Source organism: Candidatus Nitrosopumilus koreensis AR1, assembly GCF_000299365.1.
Taxonomy (GTDB): domain Archaea; phylum Thermoproteota; class Nitrososphaeria; order Nitrososphaerales; family Nitrosopumilaceae; genus Nitrosopumilus; species Nitrosopumilus koreensis.
Genome location: NC_018655.1, coordinates 1419994 through 1442280, shown reverse-complemented (window position 1 = coordinate 1442280; position 22287 = coordinate 1419994). Strand labels below are relative to the sequence as shown.

The 22287-nt window shown below is 33.5% G+C and carries 24 protein-coding genes, 1 tRNA gene and 1 pseudogene; 15 read left to right on the top strand and 11 right to left on the bottom strand.

Annotation, left to right across the window (positions count from 1 at the left end; genetic code table 11):
* Positions 1-62 precede the first annotated feature (62 nt).
* The 5 genes and pseudogenes from NKOR_RS08570 (at position 63) to NKOR_RS08550 (ending at position 4244) form a co-directional block, all read left to right on the top strand.
* Positions 63-1142: a pyridoxal phosphate-dependent aminotransferase gene (locus NKOR_RS08570; RefSeq protein ID WP_014963957.1), complete on the top strand. Its 1080-nt coding sequence runs from the start codon at positions 63-65 to the stop codon at positions 1140-1142.
* Positions 1139-1978, top strand: a complete 840-nt coding sequence (locus NKOR_RS08565; protein WP_014963956.1) for a cobyric acid synthase — start codon at positions 1139-1141, stop codon at positions 1976-1978. The genes NKOR_RS08570 and NKOR_RS08565 overlap by 4 nt, the downstream gene beginning before the upstream one ends.
* Positions 1975-2945, top strand: a pseudogene (locus NKOR_RS08560) (cobalamin biosynthesis protein). Before NKOR_RS08565 ends, NKOR_RS08560 begins: the two are co-directional and overlap by 4 nt.
* Complete coding sequence (cobS, locus tag NKOR_RS08555) at positions 2938-3663, top strand: adenosylcobinamide-GDP ribazoletransferase (protein ID WP_014963955.1); 726 nt, start codon at positions 2938-2940, stop codon at positions 3661-3663. Before NKOR_RS08560 ends, cobS begins: the two are co-directional and overlap by 8 nt.
* Positions 3660-4244: an NTP transferase domain-containing protein gene (locus tag NKOR_RS08550; RefSeq protein WP_014963954.1), complete on the top strand. Its 585-nt coding sequence runs from the start codon at positions 3660-3662 to the stop codon at positions 4242-4244. Before cobS ends, NKOR_RS08550 begins: the two co-directional genes overlap by 4 nt.
* On the opposite strand, the gene NKOR_RS08545 is transcribed toward NKOR_RS08550, so the two are convergent.
* Complete coding sequence (locus NKOR_RS08545; protein WP_014963953.1) at positions 4227-4424, bottom strand: 30S ribosomal protein S27e; 198 nt, start codon at positions 4422-4424, stop codon at positions 4227-4229. The two genes, NKOR_RS08550 and NKOR_RS08545, sit on opposite strands and share 18 nt — an antisense overlap.
* Positions 4421-4702 carry a 50S ribosomal protein L44e gene (locus tag NKOR_RS08540; RefSeq protein WP_012215962.1) on the bottom strand — a complete coding sequence of 94 codons (282 nt, stop codon included), beginning with the start codon at positions 4700-4702 and terminating at the stop codon, positions 4421-4423. Before NKOR_RS08540 ends, NKOR_RS08545 begins: the two co-directional genes overlap by 4 nt.
* Before the next feature lie 117 nt (positions 4703-4819).
* On the opposite strand from NKOR_RS08540, the gene NKOR_RS08535 reads away from it, so the two are divergent.
* From NKOR_RS08535 to NKOR_RS08525, 3 genes are read left to right on the top strand one after another with little or no spacing between them, the layout of a single operon-like run.
* A complete protein-coding gene (locus NKOR_RS08535; protein ID WP_014963952.1) occupies positions 4820-6535 on the top strand; it encodes an adenine deaminase in 1716 nt (571 codons plus the stop codon).
* Between the two features lie 44 nt (positions 6536-6579).
* A complete protein-coding gene (gene thsB / locus NKOR_RS08530) occupies positions 6580-8205 on the top strand; it encodes a thermosome subunit beta (RefSeq protein ID WP_014963951.1) in 1626 nt (541 codons plus the stop codon).
* 37 nt (positions 8206-8242) lie between these two features.
* Positions 8243-9112 carry an ROK family protein gene (locus NKOR_RS08525; RefSeq protein WP_016939497.1) on the top strand — a complete coding sequence of 290 codons (870 nt, stop codon included), beginning with the start codon at positions 8243-8245 and terminating at the stop codon, positions 9110-9112.
* On the opposite strand, the gene NKOR_RS08520 is transcribed toward NKOR_RS08525, so the two are convergent.
* The 5 genes from NKOR_RS08520 to NKOR_RS08500 are packed head-to-tail and all read right to left on the bottom strand — an operon-like array spanning position 9113 to position 12621.
* Positions 9113-9373 (bottom strand): DUF2024 family protein, encoded by a 261-nt coding sequence (locus tag NKOR_RS08520; protein WP_014963949.1) that lies wholly within the window; start codon positions 9371-9373, stop codon positions 9113-9115.
* 14 nt (positions 9374-9387) lie between these two features.
* Complete coding sequence (locus tag NKOR_RS08515; RefSeq protein ID WP_014963948.1) at positions 9388-9750, bottom strand: hypothetical protein; 363 nt, start codon at positions 9748-9750, stop codon at positions 9388-9390.
* Complete coding sequence (gene guaA / locus NKOR_RS08510) at positions 9751-11274, bottom strand: glutamine-hydrolyzing GMP synthase (protein WP_014963947.1); 1524 nt, start codon at positions 11272-11274, stop codon at positions 9751-9753. It lies immediately after the preceding gene.
* 4 nt (positions 11275-11278) lie between these two features.
* The gene (locus NKOR_RS08505) at positions 11279-11851 is read right to left on the bottom strand and encodes a hypothetical protein (protein ID WP_014963946.1); all 573 of its coding nucleotides are present in this window, start codon (positions 11849-11851) and stop codon (positions 11279-11281) included.
* Positions 11852-11886: 35 nt separating this feature from the next.
* On the bottom strand, positions 11887-12621 hold the full coding sequence (locus NKOR_RS08500; RefSeq protein ID WP_016939495.1) for a 6-hydroxymethylpterin diphosphokinase MptE-like protein: 735 nt from the start codon (positions 12619-12621) through the stop codon (positions 11887-11889).
* 34 nt (positions 12622-12655) lie between these two features.
* Between NKOR_RS08500 and folP the strand changes: the two genes are divergently transcribed.
* The 3 genes from folP to NKOR_RS08485 are packed head-to-tail and all read left to right on the top strand — an operon-like array spanning position 12656 to position 15486.
* Positions 12656-13507: a dihydropteroate synthase gene (gene folP, locus NKOR_RS08495; protein WP_014963944.1), complete on the top strand. Its 852-nt coding sequence runs from the start codon at positions 12656-12658 to the stop codon at positions 13505-13507.
* 45 nt (positions 13508-13552) lie between these two features.
* The gene (gene guaB / locus NKOR_RS08490; protein ID WP_014963943.1) at positions 13553-14983 is read left to right on the top strand and encodes an IMP dehydrogenase; all 1431 of its coding nucleotides are present in this window, start codon (positions 13553-13555) and stop codon (positions 14981-14983) included.
* A gap of 35 nt (positions 14984-15018) precedes the next feature.
* Positions 15019-15486 carry a hypothetical protein gene (locus tag NKOR_RS08485; RefSeq protein WP_014963942.1) on the top strand — a complete coding sequence of 156 codons (468 nt, stop codon included), beginning with the start codon at positions 15019-15021 and terminating at the stop codon, positions 15484-15486.
* On the opposite strand, the gene pheA is transcribed toward NKOR_RS08485, so the two are convergent.
* Both pheA and NKOR_RS08475 read right to left on the bottom strand, forming a co-directional pair.
* On the bottom strand, positions 15483-16298 hold the full coding sequence (gene pheA / locus NKOR_RS08480; RefSeq protein WP_014963941.1) for a prephenate dehydratase: 816 nt from the start codon (positions 16296-16298) through the stop codon (positions 15483-15485). The two genes, NKOR_RS08485 and pheA, sit on opposite strands and share 4 nt — an antisense overlap.
* Positions 16299-16301: 3 nt before the next feature.
* Positions 16302-16853 carry an exosome complex RNA-binding protein Csl4 gene (locus NKOR_RS08475; protein ID WP_014963940.1) on the bottom strand — a complete coding sequence of 184 codons (552 nt, stop codon included), beginning with the start codon at positions 16851-16853 and terminating at the stop codon, positions 16302-16304.
* 87 nt (positions 16854-16940) lie between these two features.
* Between NKOR_RS08475 and NKOR_RS08470 the strand changes: the two genes are divergently transcribed.
* Both NKOR_RS08470 and NKOR_RS08465 read left to right on the top strand, forming a co-directional pair.
* The gene (locus NKOR_RS08470; RefSeq protein WP_026089907.1) at positions 16941-18014 is read left to right on the top strand and encodes a zinc-binding dehydrogenase; all 1074 of its coding nucleotides are present in this window, start codon (positions 16941-16943) and stop codon (positions 18012-18014) included.
* Between the two features lie 6 nt (positions 18015-18020).
* The gene (locus NKOR_RS08465) at positions 18021-18620 is read left to right on the top strand and encodes a tetratricopeptide repeat protein (RefSeq protein WP_014963938.1); all 600 of its coding nucleotides are present in this window, start codon (positions 18021-18023) and stop codon (positions 18618-18620) included.
* Here NKOR_RS08465 and dph2 read toward each other — a convergent pair.
* Entirely contained in the window at positions 18615-19610 is a 996-nt protein-coding gene (gene dph2, locus NKOR_RS08460) for a diphthamide biosynthesis enzyme Dph2 (protein WP_014963937.1), read from the bottom strand. The genes NKOR_RS08465 and dph2 overlap by 6 nt on opposite strands.
* 58 nt (positions 19611-19668) lie before the next feature.
* Here dph2 and NKOR_RS08455 point away from each other — a divergent pair, with 58 nt between their 5' ends.
* The gene (locus tag NKOR_RS08455; protein ID WP_014963936.1) at positions 19669-21021 is read left to right on the top strand and encodes a tRNA(Ile)(2)-agmatinylcytidine synthase; all 1353 of its coding nucleotides are present in this window, start codon (positions 19669-19671) and stop codon (positions 21019-21021) included.
* Here NKOR_RS08455 and NKOR_RS08450 read toward each other — a convergent pair.
* A tRNA-Met gene (locus tag NKOR_RS08450) sits at positions 21022-21111 on the bottom strand.
* An 83-nt stretch (positions 21112-21194) separates the two neighbouring features.
* Here NKOR_RS08450 and NKOR_RS08445 point away from each other — a divergent pair.
* Positions 21195-22286, top strand: a complete 1092-nt coding sequence (locus NKOR_RS08445; RefSeq protein ID WP_014963934.1) for a PQQ-dependent sugar dehydrogenase — start codon at positions 21195-21197, stop codon at positions 22284-22286.
* The last annotated feature ends 1 nt before the right edge of the window (position 22287 follow it).

The following is a 22287-nucleotide window of genomic DNA, read 5'->3' as shown; positions in this document are numbered from 1 at the left end:
CAATTAATAATCGTTATTCATATTACCAAAAGATACTATATCGCCTGTTCCTACTTTGTAATGTGAAAATTCGGACAAAAACAAGCATTATCAAACACCACCCAATATCTCATGGGGGTAGATTTTCTAGAGGAAATCAACAGATTGATGTCTTAGATTTTAGCTCAAATACTAGTCCTGCAGGAATGCCCTCATCCGTAAAATCTGCTATAAAAAAAAGACTAGATAAAATGGAGCATTATCCTGACACAAATTCAATCAACTTAATCTCCAGCCTCAAAAAATACATTGGATTATCAGATTCTCACATAGTTGTTGGCAATGGCGCAATTGAAATACTCTATAACTTCTGTAATTCATTTCTATCTCAAAAGCATGTTTTAATTCCAACTCCAACTTTTAGTGAATATGAATCTGCATCAAGACTTGTTGATTGTAAATTTACTTTTTTTAAAACAATGAATCTTTCTGAAAATATAGATTCATTCATTTCAAAAATTCCTATGAATGGCTGTGTTTTTGTATGTAATCCAAATAATCCAACTGGAACTATATTGTCAAAAAAACAAATAACAAAAATAATCTTAGCTGCAAAAAATAAATCCAGTTTTGTATTTGTTGATGAGTGTTTTATTGAATTGGTACCTGAATCAGATCAATCTATAATAAATTTAGTAAAAAAATATGATAATCTCTTTGTTTTAAGATCATTAACAAAATCATTTGGATTAGCGGGAATCAGAATTGGATATGGTGTTGGTTCAAAAACTATAATTGAAATTTTAAAAAAAATAAAAATTCCTTGGAGTGTTAATGCATTAGCTCAAGAAGCAGGAATTACTGCAATTAAAAATAAATCACACCTTACAAAATCAAAGTTACTTATTAAAAAAGAATCAACTTTTCTAAAAAAGAAAATTGCTAAAATTACTGGCTTTGAATGTCATGACTCTTCAACAAATTTTATTTTAATAAAAACAAAACAAGATTCAACAAAAATTCAAAAAAAATTATTAAAACATAAAATATTGATTCGTGATTGTAAAAATTTCCGTGGATTAAACAATCACTATATTCGAATTGCAGTAAAATCTCATAAAGATAATCTAAAACTTGTATCTGCTATGGAGGCAATAGCATGAAGTCTTTGATGATTCAGGGCACATCTTCTGGTGCTGGAAAAACAACGTTAGTTGCAGCATTGTGTAGAATTTTTGAACAAAAAGGATACCGTGTAGCTCCATTCAAATCCCAAAATATGTCTAATTTTGGTTATACCACTCCTGATTTTGAGATTTCTCGTGCTCAGGCAATTCAAGCTATTGCTGCAAAGTGCCCAATCGAACCTGACTTGAACCCCATAATGCTCAAACCTTTGGGAAATTACTATAGTGCAGTTTACCTTAATGGAAAATATTACAAGAAAATGCATGCAAAAGATTACTATACAAAATTTGTAAAATCAAAAGGAATCAAAGCAGCTACTACTTCATTATCAAAACTCAAAAGAAACTATGATCTGGTAATCTTGGAAGGTGCAGGTTCTCCAGCTGAAATTAATTTACAAAAATATGATATTGCAAATATGCAAATTGCTCAAAAAGCAAATGCATCTGTATTTTTGGTTTCAGATATTGACAAAGGCGGTTCATTTGCAAGTTTGATTGGTACTATGGCCTTAATTGAAAAAAAATATAAAAAATTGGTAAAAGGATTTGTATTAAATAAATTTAGAGGAGACATTAATGTCCTAAAACCAGGATTTAGAAAAATAAAACAACTTACAAAGATCCCTATTATTGGGACTATTCCCATGATGAAAATGAATCTCCCTGAAGAAGATTCACTTAATGTCAAAGCAAAACAAATTACATGGACTAAAAATAATATCTCAAAAATAGATAAAGAACTAGACAAACTGGCAAAAACTGTAAAAAATAATTTAGATATTAAAACAATTGAGATGATGATAAAATGATTTTAGAGTCTTTGATAGTTGTAGGGTTTGCATTGATACTTGATTTTGCATTTGGTGATCCAAAGAATAAGTATCATCCAACTGCTTGGATTGGTGGACTAATTGCTAAATTGACTCCACTTGGACAAAACGAAAATAAAAAATTGAAAAACTTGGTGGAATATTTGTAGTTAGCATTCCTATTGGGGTTGTTGTTACGTTGCTTTTGATCTTGGATCTTGGAATTTCATTCCTTACAACTGATTGGATAACCTTGGTAGTTTCAGTTGTAGTTGGAATCTTATTGCTAAAGACTACTATTGCAATAAAAGGAATGGAACGTTATGCCATGGCAGTTGTAAAGTCCCTTGAGATGGATAATTTGGATTCTGCCAGAGCCAATTTATCTATGATTGTTAAGAGAAATACCTCTAATTTAGACAAAAATCATATTATTTCAGGCGTACTTGAAAGTGTAAGTGAAAATACTGTCGATGGAATAACTGGTCCTTTGTTTTATTATGCAATTTTTGGATTACCTGGCGCATTTATGTATAGAATAATCAATACTGCTGACTCTATGATAGGATACAAAACTGATATTTTCAAAAATTTAGGATGGTTTGCTGCTACATGTGATACTGTATTAAATTACATTCCATCAAGACTTACTGGATTTGTAATGATTATCTCGTCTGCCCTTTTACAAAATAATTGGAAAGAATCTTACAAGACAATGATTCGTGATGGTAAAAAAACTGAAAGTCCAAACGCAGGATATCCTATGGCTGCATTAGCCGGAGCACTTGGAACCAAATTTGAAAAAATAAATCATTACAAATTAGGTGATGGTGAAATTACTCTTACAAAAGAACATGTACGTTCTGCAATATCTATAATGAAATTAACTTCAATTCTTTTCTTTGGAATTGTAATTGTTCCAATTATTACTGTTTTAACATTAATTGGATGGTGGATTCATGCTTAAGGAAATAGGTTATGTCTTTTCTTTCTTGACAATATTTCCTTCATCAAGTGCAACTTTAGAAAACATTGCAAAATACATGTACGTTTTTCCTATTGTTGGAATTGCAATTGGACTTTTAATTGGTTCAATTGGATTTGGCTTGTCTTTCTTTTTAGATCCACTGCTTGTTAGTTTGTTAGTTGTTGCATCTATTGCAATTGTTACTGGTATACATCATGCTGATGGATTAGCTGATTTTGCAGATGGACTTATGGTAAAAGGAACAAAAGAAAAAAAAATCAAAGCAATGAAAGATCTATCTACTGGTTCAGCTGGAATTGTAGGACTTGTTTTGTATCTTGTTGGGTTGATTGTCACAATATCCCTTACTAGCGGATTTGATTTGTTTAAGGCAGTTCTGATCAGTGAAATTCTAGCCAAATTTTCCATGGTGCTTATGGCAAGTTTGGGCAACTCTGCTATATCGGGCTCAAGTTCTCCCTTTGTACATATTATGAAAGACAAGAAAAAATTAGGTGCCGCTTTTATCATCATGCTTATTCCTGTGGTGGTAATTGGTGAGACTACTGGATTGATAATGCTTGGAGTTACAGTCACTTTGACATTATTCCTGTTGGGAATATCTACTCGAAGTTTTGGTGGAATAACTGGAGATGTAATTGGTGCTACAAATGAACTTACAAGATTAGCTTCCTTGATGGTGTTTGTATCAATATGATTGGCATTGTTATGGCAGGTGGCAAAGGCACTCGCATGAATTTAGATAATGAAAAATTATTACTAGAATACAAAAAGCCCATTGTTCTTCATGTCATTGATTCATTAAAAAATTCAAACTGTTTTTCTAAAATTGTTGCAGTTACTAGTCCAAATTCACCTAAAACAAAAAAATTACTAGAAGAAAATAATATTGAAATTTTTGATACTTCTGGAATAGGTTATGTTGAAGATCTAAATTTGGCATTACAAAAATTCAATGATTCAATTTTAGTCACATCTGGTGACATGCCCTTGTTAGACAAGAAAGTCATTCAAACAATTGTAAACCAGTATGATCCCCAAAAAATTTGGACAAGTGTTCTTGTTACTGATAAACTACTAACATCCATTGGAATTCAATCTAATTATTCAATAACTCATAATGAACAAAAATGTCATTTTACAGGAATTTCATTGATAAATTCTAAAAAAATTAATTCACTTGAAAATTTAGAAGAAAATTACATAATACTTGATGATAAAAGAATTGCACTTAATCTAAATACTAAACAAGATTATGATTTACTCAGCACTGCCTGAGATTTTACCATTAATTTTTGCTTTAGAACCTGTTGCTTCTGCAATTGTGTTTCCACATGAATTGCATGCAATTTGTGTTGATGCATGGGAATAAACTATTTGCAGTTCGCCACATTCATTACAATTAATTTTTTGGAATTTACTTGATGGTTTTGGAATCTCAATGTGATCTTTTTTCATGCTGCCACCAACTCAAATTTCTTAATTCTTACACCTAGTTTATTGTATTTCTTTTTACATACGGTACATGTCATAATAGGAGTAACTTTCTTTGTAACTTTGGCTGGCTTTGCTAGTTTTGGGAATTTTTGCCCACCATACCCATGTTTACGCTCAGCATGTCTGCGTTCACCTCTTGCAGAACCACGCCTTTTTCCAGCCTTGTAAATGGAGACCTTCTGTTCAGTATGTGTCTTACATTTTGCACAATACTTTCGGATCACCTTTGGTATGTTCATACCAACAAAACCTTCTCAACCGTAATTTAAGCATTGAATCTATAATAGGTGCAAAACCCATCCAAAATTGTGACTTCGAGCCTAGCAAATTCGATCTCATCCTTGAATTCTGTATCTATGGGTGAAAAAAAGGCAGATCTTGTTTTAAAAAACTGTAACTTATTGTCTGTTTATACAAGAGAAATTATCCCTAAAACTCAAATTGCAATAACTGGTGATAGAATTGCATATGTTGGGCCCGATGCAACACATGCACAAGGTCCTAAAACTAAAGTCATTGATATTAAAAACAAGTATGTTAGTCCTGGATTTGCAGATCCACATCTACATATTGATCAATTTGTTCTTCCATCAGAATTTGCAAAACAAGCTATTCTTTGTGGTGTAACCTCACTTTTTTCTGATCCTATTGATGTTGTTAGTGTAGCAGGATACAAGGGCTTTCAAGAATTTTTAAAACTAGGGGAAGATCTTCCTGTAAGGATTTTCCAAGTTGTACCTGGTGGATTACCTGTTGATGCAAAATTTAGTAACAGTAAGACTCTTACTCTGTCCCAAGAAAAGGCCGCAATAAAACATCCTCATGTTCTTGGAATGGGTGAAGTTTTTTCTTGGACAAAAGTTACTCTTCGCGAACCAAAAACAATGAAATCCCTTTCAACAATGTTGGAATGTGATTGCATAATTAACGGTCATACTGCGGGTGCAAGTGAAAAAAAACTCAATGCATATGTTTCATCTGGGATTCTTTCTTGTCATGAACCAATTAATTTTGATCAAGTGTTAGAGAGATTACGTCTTGGAATGTGGATCATGATCCGAGAAGGTTCTATTAGACGTGATTTGAAAGAAATTATCCCACGAGTTTTATCTCATGGGACGTATCTTAACCGATTGATGTTTTGTTCAGATGGCCTTGATCCAAACGATATTTCAAAATTTGGCCATATTGATCATTGTATTCGTGAATCAATCAAACTTGGCTTAGATCCAATTGATGCAGTAGCTATGGCATCAAAAAACAACTTTGACTATTATAACATGGGAAAAGATCTAGGTGGAATTGCACCTGGTAAGTTGGCTGATATTTTGATTTTCGATGATTTGAAATCCTTCAAACCTAAAACCGTGTTTGTAGGAGGAAAACTTGTAGTGTCAAACGGAAAAGTTGTTTCTCCAATAAAGAAAAAAGTAATACCTTCTTGGATCAAAAACACTGTCAAACTCAAGAAATTCTCAAAAGATGATTTTCAAATAAAATCTAAAAAGAAAGATGTTATGGCAAATACTATTTTTATGCAAACAGAAATTATTACAAAACTGAATTCGTCTCAACTCCAATCAAAAGATAATCTAGTTTCCGCATCTTTAGATTCTGATATATGGAAAGTTGCAGCTTTTGATAGAACTTGTGGAACAAATAGGCATTCTATCGGCTTTCTTGAAAATTTTGGAGCTGATATTGGAGCGTTTGCGTCAACTTGGAGTTTTCATGAAAATGATATGATTGTCATTGGTTCAAATGATTCTGATATGGCATTTGCCTCAAATCATATAATTAAAAATCAAGGAGGTCTTGTTGTAGTAAAATCTGGTAAGGTTATTGCTTCGTTGCCTTTGCAATTTGCAGGTATTGTTTCAACAGATTCTTTTGAAAAAGTTTCAACTAATTTTGAAAATATCAACAATTCTCTTGTTGATTCTGGATGTAAATTTTCCAGACCTCATCTAATACCGTTATTCTTGCCTTTCTTGGCCTTACCTTCTGTTAGAATTCTTTCAGGAGGTATTGTTGATGTGAAAAACCGAAGCTACATCTCACCGATCAACTAAGTAATGTTAAAAAGGGGGATTCAGCGGATTGAAGCTGAATCTAAATGGCATCAATTCAACAAGGACCAAATGGACCTGTTTTGGTACTCAAAGAGAGTGCGTTACAACAAAAAGGTAAGGATGCTCAACAAAACAATATTGCAGCAGCAAAATTAGTTGCAGAATTAGTAAAAAGCAGTCTTGGGCCTAGAGGCCTTGATAAAATGTTAGTTGATTCTTTAGGTGATGTTACTATAACAAATGATGGTGCAACAATTCTCAAAGAAATTGATGTTCAACATCCAGCAGCCAAAATGATGGTTGAGATTTCAAAAACCGTTGATAATGAAGTTGGTGACGGTACAACTTCTTCTGTCATTTTTGGAGGTACACTTTTAGCTAAAGCTGAAGAACTTCTCAAAAAAGATGTTCATTCCTCAACAATTATTGACGGTTATCAAGCAGCAGCAGAAAAAACTCTTGAAATTTACTCTGAATTATCAAAGAAAATCAAACCTGATGATAGAGAATCACTCATTAAAATTGCTACAACAAGTATGCAGTCTAAATTAATTTCAGAAGATAGTGACATACTATCAAAAATTGTAGTTGATGCCATTCTTAGTATTGTTACTAAGAAAGGTGAAGATTATTCTGTTGATCTTGAAAATATCAAGGTCGAAAAGAAATCTGGTGGTTCAATCCAAGACACACAAATTGTTAAAGGAATTGTTTTAGATAAAGAAATTGTCCATAGTGGAATGCCTACCAAAATTGACAAGGCACAAATTGCTTTACTTAACTCTGCACTTGAAATTGAAAAAACTGAAATGAGTTCTGAAATTAGAATTTCAGATCCAACTCAAATGCAGATGTTCTTGGAAGAAGAAAATAGAATGTTAAAGGCAATGGTTGACAAACTACATGATATTGGAGTTAATGTCTTAATCTGCCAAAAAGGAATTGATGATATTGCACAACATTATCTTGCCAAAAACGGAATCATGGCAGTACGACGTGTAAAAGAAAGTGATATGATTAAACTAGGAAAAGCTACTGGCGGTCGTGTAATTAGCAACATTGATGATCTATCTGAAAAAGATCTAGGTTCTGCTAATTTGGTTCACCAAAAGAAAGTTGAATCTGATAAATGGGTATTCATAGAAGGATGCAAACATCCACAATCTGTAACAATGTTGATTCGCGGTGGTTCTCAAAGAGTAATTGATGAAGTTGACCGCTCTATACATGACTCTCTTATGGTAGTAAAAGATGTAATTGAAAAACCAGAGATTGTGGCAGGTGGAGGTGCACCAGAAGCATTTGCAGCCTCACAACTCAAGGATTGGGCTGATAATTTTGACGGACGAGAACAACTTGCAATTAAGAAATATGCTGAAGCATTAGAGGTGATTCCATTAACAATTGCTGAAAATGCAGGAATGGATCCAATTGATACAATGGCTAACTTGAGAGCAAAACAAAATCAAGGTCGCAAGTGGACTGGTATTGACGCTAAAAACACAAAGATTGCAGATATGCTTTCTATTGATGTTGTAGAACCAGTTGCTGTTAAAGAACAGATTATCAAATCTGCAACAGAAGCAGCATGTATGATTCTTAGAATTGATGATGTAATTGCAGTATCTGGTGGATCAGGCGGTGCCGGTGGCATGCCTCCAATGGGATAATCAATTAAAACTTAAGCATTCTAATCTTCTTAAATCATTGTTGTACAAATTAGGTGTTGATTTAGGTGGAACAAAGATTGAAGCAATTTTACTAGATGATTCATTATATGTTTTAGAAAGAAAAAGAGTTCCTACTCCACAAGAAAATTATCATAAAATAATTGATACAATTTCAAATCTAGTTTCAGAAATCACAAGTGATGTTTCAGATTTTTCTTTAGGGATTTGCACTCCTGGAGCAATTTCAAAACAAACTGGATTGATAAAAAACAGCAACACTCAATGTCTAATTGGAAAACCTCTAAAAGAAGATCTAGAAGAAAAACTACACAAAAAAATCTCTATGGAAAATGATGCAAATTGTTTTGTAATGGCCGAATCTAAACTGGGTGCGGCAAAAAAGTTTGCTTCTGTTTTTGGTGTAATAATGGGAACTGGTGTTGGTGGCGGGATTTCTATTAATGGAAAACTTCATTCAGGAAGAACCAACATTGCAGGAGAATGGGGACATCATACTTTACATCGTAATGGAAATCCGTGTTATTGTGGAAAAACTGGTTGTGTGGAGACCTACATTAGCGGTCCAGCATTGGAGAAAAGATGGGAAATCATGACAGGAGAAAAAAAATCCATGCCTGAAATCCTTTCTAATATTGATGGTGATGTTGCTCAAAAATGGAAAAATGAGTTTTTGGAGAATTTTGGATTTGGACTAGCAAATGTTATTGATATCTTGGATCCCGATGCAATTGTTCTTGGAGGCGGCTTATCAAATATTGATTTCTTGTACACAGAAGGAAAAAAATCAGTTTATGAAAAAGTATTTTCAGATTTAGTTGATACTCCTATTTTGAAAAATAAATTAGGTGATTCTGCTGGCGTCTATGGTGCTGCTTTACTCAATTAATTATTCAGGACATCCTTCCATCTTTGAAATGAAATAACCGTTAGTCATTATCTCAATTTCAATGTCTTCAGGAACAGATTGTGTGTGACAAAATTTACATTCTTCAGTTGTAACTTTGGAATCCCCTTCTCCAATTGTATTGAGCCATTCTTTTGCAAAGGAAATTGCTTTTTCTACATTGCTGTTATCAGTAACTACATCAAAATGCATTGTATGGCCATCTTTTGCTTTAACATATGTATCAAAGACATGAAAATCCATATTCATCACAAATATTACGAGTATTTATTTTTGATTTTTAAAATTTTTTCTACTATCCCATTTACATCTGCATCTAATTCTGCACTAATCAAAATTAATCCAGCACCACCAATAGGAATTGTTACTCTATAGATCTTTTCATATTTCGCTAATGCAAAAACTGGTTTCCCAATTTTATCTGATATTTTTTTACGTGTTGACCAGCGATAGACTGCTTGAGATAAAGATAATTCTGTTTCTTCTTTTGATAGATAACTATCTGTCCCTGTACGCATTTTGTCATGTAATTCGCCATAATCATACACTCCAACATATCTGATTTTTTTATCACACTCTAAAATTTCATCACAAATTTTTTCATATTCCAAATTTTTCACCTATTGGGGCTCAATTGTTGCTGGAGGCTTACTTGAAATTGTATATGTGACCCATGTTACATCTTCAATTTCATTTGTTATTCTGTTACTCATCTTTTCTAAAAGTCCATGTGGTAATCTTGTCCAATCTGCAGTCATTGCGTCAATTGAATCTACAACTCTGATCATTACTATATTTCCATATCTGCGTTCATCTCCAACAACTCCTACTGCTCTGTCATCTCCTACTGCGGCATAGGCTTGCCATACTTTTCCATATATGCCAGCTTCTACTAATTCATCTTCTACAATTTTACTTGCAACTTTGGCAATCTGTAGCTTTGTTGGTGTAACTTCTCCAATAATTCTAACAGCTAATCCTGGACCTGGGAATGGATGTCTCATGAAAAGTTTTTCTGGAACTTCAAGAATTTTTGCAATCATTCTTACTTCATCTTTGTATAATTCTCTTAACGGTTCTAAAATTTCCAAATTAAGCCAGTCAGGTAATCCACCTACATTGTGATGTGATTTTATAACATCTGCAGGTCCTTTTGAAACTCCACTTTCAATTACATCTGGATAAAGAGTTCCTTGTGCCAGCCATTTGAATGGGCCATTTTTTTCAGCAAATTCTGTAAAAACATTAATGAATTCCTCTCCTACAATCTTTCTCTTTTTCTCAGGGTCTTCTACTCCTTTGAGTTTTCCAAGAAATTTGTCTACTGCATTAATTGATGTAAAATTCACGTTAAAATTATCTTTGAACATTGTTTCAATTTCTGTTTCTTCATTTAATCTTAGTAATCCATTATTTACAAAAACACACTTGAGTCTGTCTCCAATGGCTTTGTGAATTAACAATGCTGCTACAGTAGAATCTATGCCTCCACTAACCCCACAAAGTACATTTCCTTCAATTTTTGAGATTTTTTCTACTGCAGAATCAATAAAACCCTCCATGGTCCAATCTTGTTTTGCTCCACAGACTTTTAAAACAAAATTCTTGAGAATCTCTGTACCTTGTTCTGTGTGAACAACTTCCGGATGAAATTGAATTCCATACACAGATTTTTCAGATGATGCTATTGCTGCTGCTTTTGCACTTTCAGTGTGTCCTATAACCTGAAAACCTGGAGGAATTTCTTCTGCTTCATCACCATGACTCATCCATGCTCTAACTGATTCACCAATACCATTTAGCAAATCTTTGTCATTGTCAATTGTAAGTAATGATGAGCCATACTCTTTGTTTGCCCTTTTTACTTTACCACCATATTTGTTAACAATTAGTTGATGGCCATAACAAATTCCAAGTAATGGTAAATTCATTTCAAAGATTTTATTTTCTGGAACTGGTGCATCCGAATTATAAACACTAGATGGCCCTCCTGAAAAAATTATTCCTTTCGGATTGTGTTTTTGTAACTCTTCATAACTTATATCATAAGGAACTAGTTCAGCGTACACTGAAAATTCTCTGATTCTTCTACAAATTAAGTGGCTATACTGCGATCCAAAATCTAAAACTACAATCTTATCCATATAATCACTTGTTGATATTTTCTAGCATCCTTGATAATGACCATCCTGCTGTATTGATTAATTCATTGATTCTTTCTTTTTGTCTATAGTTTTTGATAATAATTTCTCTAATGTCTGAACCGTTTTTGTTAATGATATAATCAATTATTGATTCTCTTTGTATTTTTCCATTCTCCACATCTGCTGAGTCTTTCTTCTTCATTTCTCCTATTATTCTGTCTAGGAAAAATGATTTGAAAGGAGGTGTATCGACGTTAATCTCAATATTGTCATCTAACACTATTGATACTTGTTCAGGAGTAACAAATGCGTTAGCAATAATTTTTCCATCTTTTCCTTGTTTTATTGGAATTGAGTTTTTTATTTCTTTGATTGTCTCTACTGATTCTTGAGGTTCAACTTTTTCTGTGGGTGTTAATTGTGAGGCTTTGGTAAAGCTGGATTCTTTTAAAAACAGATCCAAAATTGTAATGTCTTTTTCTAAAATCTTTATGGCTTCATGATGTTTATCGACTTGTTCGATCAAACTTTCTTTCAAAGTAATGATGCCCTTCATTTGTTCCTCTGAAAATTTCATAATTAAGTAAATGGGAGATGGGTATTAAATGCATTCTAGGTAATTATGGTATTCAGGTCTTTGTATGATATTTTTTTGAATCCCTTGATCTGCATTGATGTGGTAAATAATTCAGATTTTGTATTGGTTGCAAGCCATTCCAAAAGTGATCTTCCTTTTTTTAACTTCATCAATTTTATTTTTCTTTCTGATTTTTTTGTATTGGAAAATTTTCCTATTCTATTTCCAAAATCCATTCCAAACAGAATAATTTTTTTTGCACCATAATGACTCGCTAGAAACACTCCTCTGTCTCCGTCTGTAAATCCTCCAAAGTTTTGTATTTTGTTAAATGGTTTTGTCTGTGTAGTCCCTATGCATTTTTTGAATTCTTTTGATAAACTTAATTTTTCAATGTTATCGCCATGTGCATGAACAACAAAGATGGATTTTTTAGCAATTTTTCTTAATGAAGACTCATCTCCATCCAAATCAGTTACAACAATTTCTGGAATAATTCCATTTTCTAACAGTGGTTTTAATGAACTATCTGCTACAATTTTTGTTCCTTTTTTTAGATTCCTTAGTTTTGGAATTGCAAATGATAATGAAGGACCAGAACCTATTACGAACACAGTTTTCCCATATATTAAATCGTAAATTTTTTCATCAACTTTTGATTTTTTGAGAATTGAATCTAACAATATGGCTGATTCCTTGTCTTTTTTCTGATCATAGTTGAATTTTTTTAAAATATCCGAATATTCTTTTTTCCAACCTGAAATCATCATATGACTCAAATTGCATTAGTTTTTGATAAACTATGTGACTCGAATTGCTAATGTGGGTGTGGGTGGAAAAAACCCAATCCGTATTATGGGTATTTTGAATACTAGTCCTGAATCCTTTTACAAAAAATCTATCAACACCACTAAAAATCAGATAAAAAATTCTATAAAAGAAATGGAAAATGATGGTGCTGATTTTATTGATGTGGGTGGTATGTCCACTGCACCATATCTGTCCACAACAATATCTGAGAAAACTGAATCAAAGAGAATCATTGAAGCAGTAAAAATAATTCAAAACATATCTAATATTCCAATATCTGTTGACACTTGTAGGGCAAAACCTGCCAAAGATGCCTTAGAGTATGGTGTAGACATTATCAATGATATTTCTGGATTGAAATATGATGTGAGAATGAAGGATATTGTTTCAGAATTTTCACCCTCTCTGATTTTATGTGCTTTTGATTCAAAAGTTGTAACTGGAAATCATGTAACTGTTACCAAAAAACTACTGCAAGACAGTTTGAAGATCGCAAAAAAATCTAATATCTCTTCTAAAAAGATTGTATTGGATCCATCAATTGGATTTTTTAGAAAAGAAGGAAAAGGGCCATTTTTTACTAAAATCAAAACTGATTGGGTAAAAAGAGACTTGTCCATAATTCAAAATTTGAATTCTATAAAGGGAAAATATCCAATTCTTGTCTCAGTTTCAAACAAATCTTTTCTTGGAGAACTTTTACAAAAAAAAAATCCTTCTGATCGCTTATTTGGTTCAGTTGCTGCTGAAGTAATCTCTGTAATTAATGGTGCAGATATTATACGCACTCATAATGTAAAAGCAACAAAAGAAGCAGTCATCATTGCATCAAATCTGAAAAAATAACACAAAGGCTTATAATCAATATTTAACTTCCTTAACAAGGTTTCATTGGAATTCAAAGAAGGATTAACTTTTGATGACGTTCTTCTTGTACCCAAATATTCAGATATTACAAGTAGAAGTCAGACCGATCTGAGTACAAAATTATCTCGAAATATTACCATCAACATTCCTTTTGTCAGCGCAAATATGGATACGGTAACTGAATCTGCTATGGCTGCAACCATGGCCCGTGCTGGAGGAATTGGGATTGTCCACAGATTTTTGACGATTCAGGAGCAGGCAAATGAGGTGCTAAAGGTAAAACGTTCAGGCAGTGTTATGATTGAAAATCCATATTCTATTTCATCAGACAAATCTATTCAAGATGCTTTGGATTATGCTGAAGATAAAGAAATTTCTGGTTTATTGGTTGTTGATTCAAATTCTAAACTAGTAGGAATTGTGACTGAAAGAGACTTACTTTTTGCTAATTCAAATGGCAAAGTTTCTGATGTGATGACAAAAGATGTTGTTACTGCAAAACCTGGAGTTACTTTGGATGAAGCAAAAAATATTTTACACAAACATAGAATTGAAAAACTACCAATTGTTGATGATGCTGGAATTATCAAAGGATTGATTACCAGTAAAGATATTACAAATAACACTGATTATCCCAATGCATCTAAAGATAAGAAAGGTAGACCGTTAGTTGGCGCTGCAGTTGGTGTTAAGGGTGACTTTTTAGAGAGAAGTGAATCTCTCTTAGATGCAGGAGCAGATGTTCTTGTTGTTGATATTGCACATGGTCATAGTGAAAATGCAATTAGTACAGTTCGTAACATCAAAAAGGCATTTCCTGACTGTGAATTAATTGCAGGCAACATTGCAACTGCTCATGGTGCTGAGGATTTGATTAAGGCTGGCGTTGATGCCGTTAAAGTTGGTGTAGGTTCTGGTTCAATTTGTATTACTAGAGTAATTACTGGTTCTGGTGTTCCACAATTAACTGCAGTAATGGACTGTGCAAAAATTGGAAATGATTATGGTATTCCAATAATTTCTGATGGTGGCACAAGAACATCTGGTGATGCAACAAAAGCATTAGCTGCTGGTGCATCCTCTGTAATGGTTGGAAGTATGCTTGGAGGTACTGATGAATCTCCTGGTACAGTTTTGACTAAAAATGGTAAACGATTCAAGGTTTATCGTGGAATGGCTTCTCTTGCAGCTTCTATTGGCAGAAAGTCAAAAGAGACCGGCTCAATCTCACTTGATGATGATTTGAATGACTATGTTGCAGAAGGAGTTGAAGCTATGGTTCCATACAAAGGTACAGTTACTGATATCCTAAAACAATTGGCAGGTGGTGTCCGTTCAGGATTAAGTTATTGTGGTGCCCACACAATTCCACAAATGCAAGCAAATGCAGAATTTATCAAAATGTCAAGAGCTGGATTTGCAGAGAGTCAGCCTCATGATGTCTCTTTAATGTAGATAATTTTTTAAGCAGTATCAGAATTGATTGAATCATGTTATCAAAACGAACCATAATTGGATTAGTTGTTGGTATCGCAATCATTGGAATAGGTGTGTATTCATTAATTTCAGACATTGGTTTGCAAACAGTTGAAGTTGATGAAACATTTGGAATTGGCGAGTCCACTTCCTATCAAATCAGAGCCAACAGTGGCGGAAAACAACTAATGACTATTACTGGTGATAAATTTGATCTTAAATTATCTAGCCCTGGTGACGGATTACAAATTCCTATGACCTCTCATTCTGAAAAAGTTACCCTAGAATGGACTCATCTAGAAGATGGCATTACAATGATAGATATACAAAATACTGGTTCTACTGATTTACATATTGTTGGAACACTGAATATTACAGTTGATCCAATTCTATTCACATATCACTTGGTAGTAATTACTGCTGGAATGGTGATTATCGGATTTAGTATGGGCTTTACATTAAGAAAGCCCAAAGGATTTTAGCTCAGTTTTGCTGAAGGATACGATCCCAAAACTTTCAAAAATAATGTATCTTGCTTGATTTTTTCTAACATTTCTGAAATTTTAGAGTCTTTTTGATGCCCTTCAAAATCCACATAGAAATTGTATTCCCAAGTGTTTGTTCTAGTAGGTCTAGACTCTATCTTTGTCAAGTTTACATTATCTTTGTGAAAATTCTCTATTATTCTGTATAATGATCCAGGTTCGTGCTTTATTGAGAAAATTATCGAAGTCTTGTCGTTTCCTGTAATTGCTGATTCTTTTTTTGATAATATCAAAAATCTTGTATAGTTGTTCAAATTGTTTGCAATGTTTTCTGCAATGATGGGGACGTCGTAAATTGTCGAGGCTGTTTTGCTTGCAATGCAGGCACAATTTTTCTCGTTTAACTCTTTGATTATTTTTACACTACCTGCAGTATCGTATGTAGGAATTGTTTTCATTTTATGTTCTTCAACAAATTTTCTGCATTGACCTAGGGCTTGTGGATGTGAATAAACTGTATCTACCTCATCTATCTTACCTGTTCCAATAAGGCAATGTTCTATTCTGTGATATGCCTCACCTGTTACATTTAGTGATGTTGAATACAATAAATCATAACTCTCTCCAACACTTCCTTCTATTGAGTTCTCTACAGGCAAAATTGAATATTCTGTTTTATCTTTGGTAGTACTATCTAAAACTTCGGCAAACGTTGCAAATGAAACCGTTTCAATATCTTCACTAAAGAATGATCTTGCAGCAGCTTCACTATATGCACCTCGTTCACCTTGGAACGATACATTAATCATTTTTTATTCTCTCAGTTTAACGAAATCACTTTTGCCAAAGTCTGTAGATAGTTTTCTTTCATCAATCCAAGAACATTCAGTACATTTTATGGCATCCCTCATTGGAACTACTTTTCCACCACATTTTCGGCATTTTGTAAATAGTACTCCCAAGTTTGGTTCATCAATAGTTGCATGAATAGTTCCATTAAGATGATTTAAAATTTTTAATTTTGCAATATCGTTAACAAGTGCAATGTTTCTTTTTCTAATGTTTCTTGTTGAGCATACACATTCTACTTTTGATGTAGTGGGATTTCCATTTATGTAGTCAATTGAAACTGCAATCATAGATGACATTACTGCTGCAACTGTTCCAATCACGACATCTCCTACTTTAGGTATGGACAGATCTTTTGGATGTTTGATGTTTGCAGTTCTGGTGGTTTTGTCAATGTCTTTTTCTCCAATTGTTGCTGCTCTGACCATGTCTCCGTCATCAAAAGCGTTGTATCCGGCCTCATATTCCTCAATAGATGCTATTTTCTCACCTGGAAATGTTGCATTTTCAGACATGCTAAAATTCTTGTTTTTATGATTATAATTGTTTGTGGCATAAATGATCTTGATAAATCATATATCTCCAAAAATATGAAAAAAACCATGAAAGCTCTGGTTTATGATGAATATACCACAGATGACGACTTTTCAAAAATTTTGAAAATTAAAGATATTCCGATTCCTGAACCAAAATCAAACGAAGTAGTCTTCAAAGTAAAGGCTGCGTCACTAAATTATGATGATATCTGGGGAATGAGGGGCAAACCTTTAGCAATTCCACTACCTCATATTTCTGGAACTGATGCTGCAGGTGAAGTAACTGCTATTGGAAGTGATGTGAAAAATATCAAAGTTGGTGATAGGGTAGTTTCTCATGGAAACATGTCTTGTAGAGTTTGCAAAGCATGTACGGATGGAAGAGAATATGACTGCAAAAAACGAACTATCTGGGGATTTGAGACGGGCCCTCTTTGGGGTGGATATTGTGAATATACACATCTTCCAGAAGTAAATGTCGTAAAAATCCCTGAAAGCGTTTCATATGATGAAGCAGCTGCTGCATCAATGACTATGTTAACATCTTGGCATATGTTAGTTGGTAGAGCAAAAATCCAACCGGGACAATTAGTTTTGATAATGGGTGGAAGTTCTGGTGTTGGAAACTATGGAATTCAGATTGCAAAACTTTTTGGCTGTACTGTAATTGCAACTGCAAGTCCTGATAAGTTAGATAAACTGTTAGAACTTGGTGCTGATTATGCAGTTGATCACAGAAAAGAGGATTGGCACAAAGAAGTAAGATCAATTGCAAAAAAAATACCAAAACAATATGGGGATATACCTGGAGTTGATGTAATTTTTGAGCACATTGGTGGTACCCATTGGAACAAGGAACTTACTCTTCTAAACTATGGTGGAACTGTAGTCACTACTGGTGCTACAACTGGATATGATGCTAAAACTGATCTGCGACATATTTTCTTTAAAGGTATCAACATTTTAGGCTCAACACAAGGCACAAGAGCTGAGCTTGAACAGGGATTTTATTGGATGTCTCAAGGAAAAATAAAATCTATTATTGATTCTGTTTTTCCACTTGAAAGAGCAGCTGAAGCTCATACTAAAATGCTAAAAGGCAAAGGACTTTTTGGAAAAATCATAATGAAACCAAGCTGATTTTTGATGGATGATCCTAAAACAAATTCTATCTTAGATGAAGGAAACAGGTTATTTTTACAAGGTAGGTTCAAAGAGGCAATATCGTATTATGATCAAATTCTAGATGAAAACCCAAAACATCTTAGTTCTCTTAACAATAAAGGATATGCCCTAAGTAAACTAAAAGATTTTGATAATGCCATGAAATGTTATGATGTTGCACTTGAGAATCACCCTGATGATCTTTCTGTATTGGTAAACAAAATCTCCTCTTTTAGAAAACAAGGCAAATTTACTGAAGGCCTGTCATTATGTGATAAAATTTTGGAGCATAATCCAAAATACAATATTGCATTGTATCACAAAGAAAGAATACTGTTTTCTCTGGGTAAGTATGCTGATTCCATTTCATGTTGTGATGAAATCTTAAAAGACTATCCTGATAATGGTGATGTTTTATTTGATAAATCATGTAATCTTGCAATGCTTTCTAAAACTAACGATTCACTAATCTTACTTGAAAAGGCAATCTCCCAAGGAGTTCAATACAAAATCAAAGCAAAAAAATCAAAATCATTTGAAAACGTTTCTAATGATTCTAGATTTCAGAAACTAGTGTCATAACCAATGTGGAATTTCTAGATATCCTTCAATACTTTCGTTTCTCAGGATTTTTAAAAGTGCATTTGCCTGTGGTGAAGATAAAACCGGCTTGTCAAATTGATTGTCTGTAGAAATACGTGGGCATGCTACCTGAATAAAGGCATCAATTCCTTTTAGATTTCTTAACCTGTCATTTGTGATATCTGTAAGTGCAAATAGTTGGACTTCTTTTCCTTCTGCTTCTAGTTCTTCTTTAATTTTTAATGCAAATACCTTTGATAGTTGGCCTTCTTTTAGCCCCACTATCACTCCAAATGTTTTTGCTTCAGCTGCTTTGTAAATTGCAAGAGTTGCTTTCTTTTTTAACTTCTGTGCAAAGTCTGTAACTTCTCTTACTTCATTAAAGTAAGGATCTAGAACATACGTTGGTAAGTTAGTAGACAAGGCGATTCCAGATGCATGAAAATTACTTTGTCCTAGGAAAACATATGCATCAACTTCTTTTTTGAGATCTGTTGCAGGATAAAACTCACAACCAAATACCTGTCCGTCATTTAACTGACCTTTGCCTTTTCCAATCTTAACTGTAATTCCATTTTCTGTCAAAATTTTTTCAACTTTGTCTACTTGATGTAGATGTTGGCTATCTGTAACCAGCGAAATTGTTTTTCCTTTCAATATGTCGGTACATTTTTTTGCAACACTGTCAAACTCTACATCATCGTATGCATCGATGAGAATCAAGTTTTTTTCATATGTCTCTGTGTTAATGGTGTGTCCTATGTTAAATTGAATTTCTGCACCTAGAACTTTGGAACCATTTGAGTTCAAATCACAAGTCCCCCAAGTGGTGTCAGCTAGTACATATGCTGGAATGCCAAATTTTTTTGTTATGTTTTTTGCTGTCTCTTGCACTTGTGGCAGAATTCCATCTGGACCATTTAATGAAACTGATGCTGGATTTTTTTCCTCAATTTCCTGAAAAATCCTCCTTTCATCTATAACTATCAATTTAGCTTGAAATGTTATTTTATTAATTTAAACCAACTGCATCTTGCAACAACTAAAAATGTCTGAATTACCCAAAGAAATTGTGGTAAAAAAAACTGTTCTTAACATTGGATTTGACGATACTGATTCCCCAAAAGGAATGTGCACTACTTTTCTAGCGTACAAAGTAGTTGATTTACTCAAAAAACAAAAAACAGAATTTCTTGATTTTCCAAGATTAGTACGATTTAATCCAAATATCCCATGGAAAACTCGTGGAAACGGAGCTGTTTCTATTAGAATTAAGACTAGCAAACCATCAAAAATAAAAAAGCAAATCAAAAATCTTGTCTCAAAATATTCTGATACTAAAAATGGTGCAAATCCTGGGTTGGTATTTTTTGAAAGCGAGTCTATTCCTTCTGAATTTACAAAATTTAGTGACTTGGCTTTGTGGCAATTGATTAACAGAAACAATGCAAAAAAATTTGCTAAAAAAAACAATCTTGAATATTTTTACAAAGGAAATGGACAAGGACTTGTTGGAGCAATTGGTGCAATAGGATACGATTTTCATGATCACACATTGGAATTATTGAGTTATCGTAAAAAACAAAAATTTGGAAAAGAAAGAAAAATTTCTATAAAAAGCGTAAAAGAAATGCAAGAAAAAACATATCCTGACACTTTCAATAGTTTTGATACAAAAAAAGGACGTGTTTTGATTACTCCTCATGGCCCAGACCCTGTTTTTTTTGGTGTTCGCGGAGAGAATGTAGGTTCATTGATTCACGCTTCTAAGATTCTGAAAAGTGAAGAAAGGTTGGATGGTTATATGATCTTTAAATCAAATCAAGGAACAGGTGATCATTTGAAACATGAACTTACTTTTGAAACTCTAAAGCCATACGCATCTGGAAAATTGACTGGTGTTGTATCAAATTCACCTAAAATTGTAAAAGGTGGCCATGTTTTTTTCAAAATTCTCTCAAACAATAACGAATTTTGGTGTGCAGTTTACAAACCAACAGGTATATCGGTCATTGCATCAAATTTAATCAAAGGCGATAAAATCTCTGTTGGCGGAGGAGTTAGAAAAGCTTCAAAAAATTTCCCTCGAATTATTAATCTTGAATTTATTGAGATCCTTTCCCTTGAAAATCAACTCATAACATCAAACCCAACTTGCAAAAAATGCAACAAAAAAATGAAATCTAAAGGTAAAGGACAAGGATTTCAATGCGTTCGTTGTGGGAAAAAATCACCAAGAAAAATAACTGAAAAAATTCCCAGATCTATTGATAAACAGTTGTATCTGCCAAAAATTTCTGCCCATAGACATCTTACACGCCCTAGACAAAGACAAGGTGTCACAAACAAATCAAATAATTTCAAAAAATCTCTTCCTTGGTTTTGTGTTTATCAAAATTAGTAGCGGGGAGTAGATTTGAACTACTGAACTGCGGGTTATGAGCCCGCCGGGATGACCTAGCCCTAAATAGTCTGGCTTCCCCACCCCGCTAATCCAGAAATGAACACGAGCCGTATATACGCTTTATTGAATTCTTGAAAGTAATTAATATGAATTGAAGAACTTGAATTTTCATGGACAAAAAAATTTCAATTGCAGTAATTGTTGTTGCTGTTGTGTTTTCTGTATTTGTTTTAGCTTCTCCTTCAGATCCTATTCCTTTACCTGAACCTAACATTAACTCTAAAAGTGACTCAGTAGTTATTTTGGCAGAAAATCTAGATAAACCTCGTTCAATTGCAGTTTCTGATAATCTAATTTTTGTAACAGAAAAGGATGGTTTTATCAGAGTAATTGAAAATGATATACAATTAGAATCCCCACTTGCGGCATTACGTTCTGCTAATGTTTTTGATGGTGGTCTGTTAGGAATTACACTGCATCCAAATTTTTCAGAGAATCACCTTCTCTATGTATTTTTGACTTATGAAGAAAATGGAAACTTGTGGAATAAAATACTCCGAATTACAGAATCTGAAAATAAACTTCAAGACGCAGAAACGATATTTGATAAAATCCCTGGTTCTTCTTTTACAAATGGTGGATTTATCAAATTTGGTCCTGATGAAAAATTGTATGTGGGAACTGGAACTATATCTGATGCTTCACATTTGCCACAAGATCTGAATTCTTTGTCTGGAAAAATTTTGAGACTAAACGATGATGGTTCTATTCCGGATGATAATCCATTTTCAAATTCTCCTGTGTATTCATTAGGACATAGAAATCCACAAGGAATGACTTGGGATGGTGATGGTAATTTGTATGTGGCAGAATTTGGACCTGAAAAGAATGATGAAATTAATGTGATTTTGGCAGGTGAGAATTATGGTTGGCCTGAGCAACAATGCTCAGGCAATGAAAGTTTTGAAGATGCTATCCTTTGTTATGATCCTAGTATAGAACCGGGAGGAATTTTATTTTACACTGGTGACAAATTTGATTTTGACTTCCCCTTTATCATGGCATCAATGAGGGCATCTAATCTGTATCAAGTAGATTTTGAAGAAGGTTTGAGTTCTCAAAAATCAATACTGAGTGGAATTGGACGTGTCCGAGATGTTGTGCAGGGACCTGATGGTTATCTTTATGTGATTACTTCTAATACTGATGGAAAAGGTTTTCCGGATGCCAATGATGATAAACTGTTGAGGATATTAAAATAAA

Coding starts and splice junctions, on each gene's coding strand:
- NKOR_RS08470 (WP_026089907.1), top strand. CDS start 16,941: ATGAAAGCTCTGGTTTATGATGAATATACCACAGATGACGACTTTTCA.
- NKOR_RS08550 (WP_014963954.1), top strand. CDS start 3,660: ATGATTGGCATTGTTATGGCAGGTGGCAAAGGCACTCGCATGAATTTA.
- NKOR_RS08475 (WP_014963940.1), bottom strand. CDS start 16,853: ATGTCTGAAAATGCAACATTTCCAGGTGAGAAAATAGCATCTATTGAG.
- NKOR_RS08500 (WP_016939495.1), bottom strand. CDS start 12,621: ATGATGATTTCAGGTTGGAAAAAAGAATATTCGGATATTTTAAAAAAA.
- NKOR_RS08505 (WP_014963946.1), bottom strand. CDS start 11,851: ATGAAATTTTCAGAGGAACAAATGAAGGGCATCATTACTTTGAAAGAA.
- NKOR_RS08485 (WP_014963942.1), top strand. CDS start 15,019: ATGTTATCAAAACGAACCATAATTGGATTAGTTGTTGGTATCGCAATC.
- NKOR_RS08535 (WP_014963952.1), top strand. CDS start 4,820: ATGGGTGAAAAAAAGGCAGATCTTGTTTTAAAAAACTGTAACTTATTG.
- NKOR_RS08545 (WP_014963953.1), bottom strand. CDS start 4,424: ATGAAAAAAGATCACATTGAGATTCCAAAACCATCAAGTAAATTCCAA.
- NKOR_RS08455 (WP_014963936.1), top strand. CDS start 19,669: ATGTCTGAATTACCCAAAGAAATTGTGGTAAAAAAAACTGTTCTTAAC.
- NKOR_RS08565 (WP_014963956.1), top strand. CDS start 1,139: ATGAAGTCTTTGATGATTCAGGGCACATCTTCTGGTGCTGGAAAAACA.
- pheA (WP_014963941.1), bottom strand. CDS start 16,298: ATGATTAATGTATCGTTCCAAGGTGAACGAGGTGCATATAGTGAAGCT.
- NKOR_RS08465 (WP_014963938.1), top strand. CDS start 18,021: ATGGATGATCCTAAAACAAATTCTATCTTAGATGAAGGAAACAGGTTA.
- NKOR_RS08520 (WP_014963949.1), bottom strand. CDS start 9,373: ATGGATTTTCATGTCTTTGATACATATGTTAAAGCAAAAGATGGCCAT.
- NKOR_RS08540 (WP_012215962.1), bottom strand. CDS start 4,702: ATGAACATACCAAAGGTGATCCGAAAGTATTGTGCAAAATGTAAGACA.
- cobS (WP_014963955.1), top strand. CDS start 2,938: ATGCTTAAGGAAATAGGTTATGTCTTTTCTTTCTTGACAATATTTCCT.
- thsB (WP_014963951.1), top strand. CDS start 6,580: ATGGCATCAATTCAACAAGGACCAAATGGACCTGTTTTGGTACTCAAA.
- guaA (WP_014963947.1), bottom strand. CDS start 11,274: ATGGATAAGATTGTAGTTTTAGATTTTGGATCGCAGTATAGCCACTTA.
- NKOR_RS08445 (WP_014963934.1), top strand. CDS start 21,195: ATGGACAAAAAAATTTCAATTGCAGTAATTGTTGTTGCTGTTGTGTTT.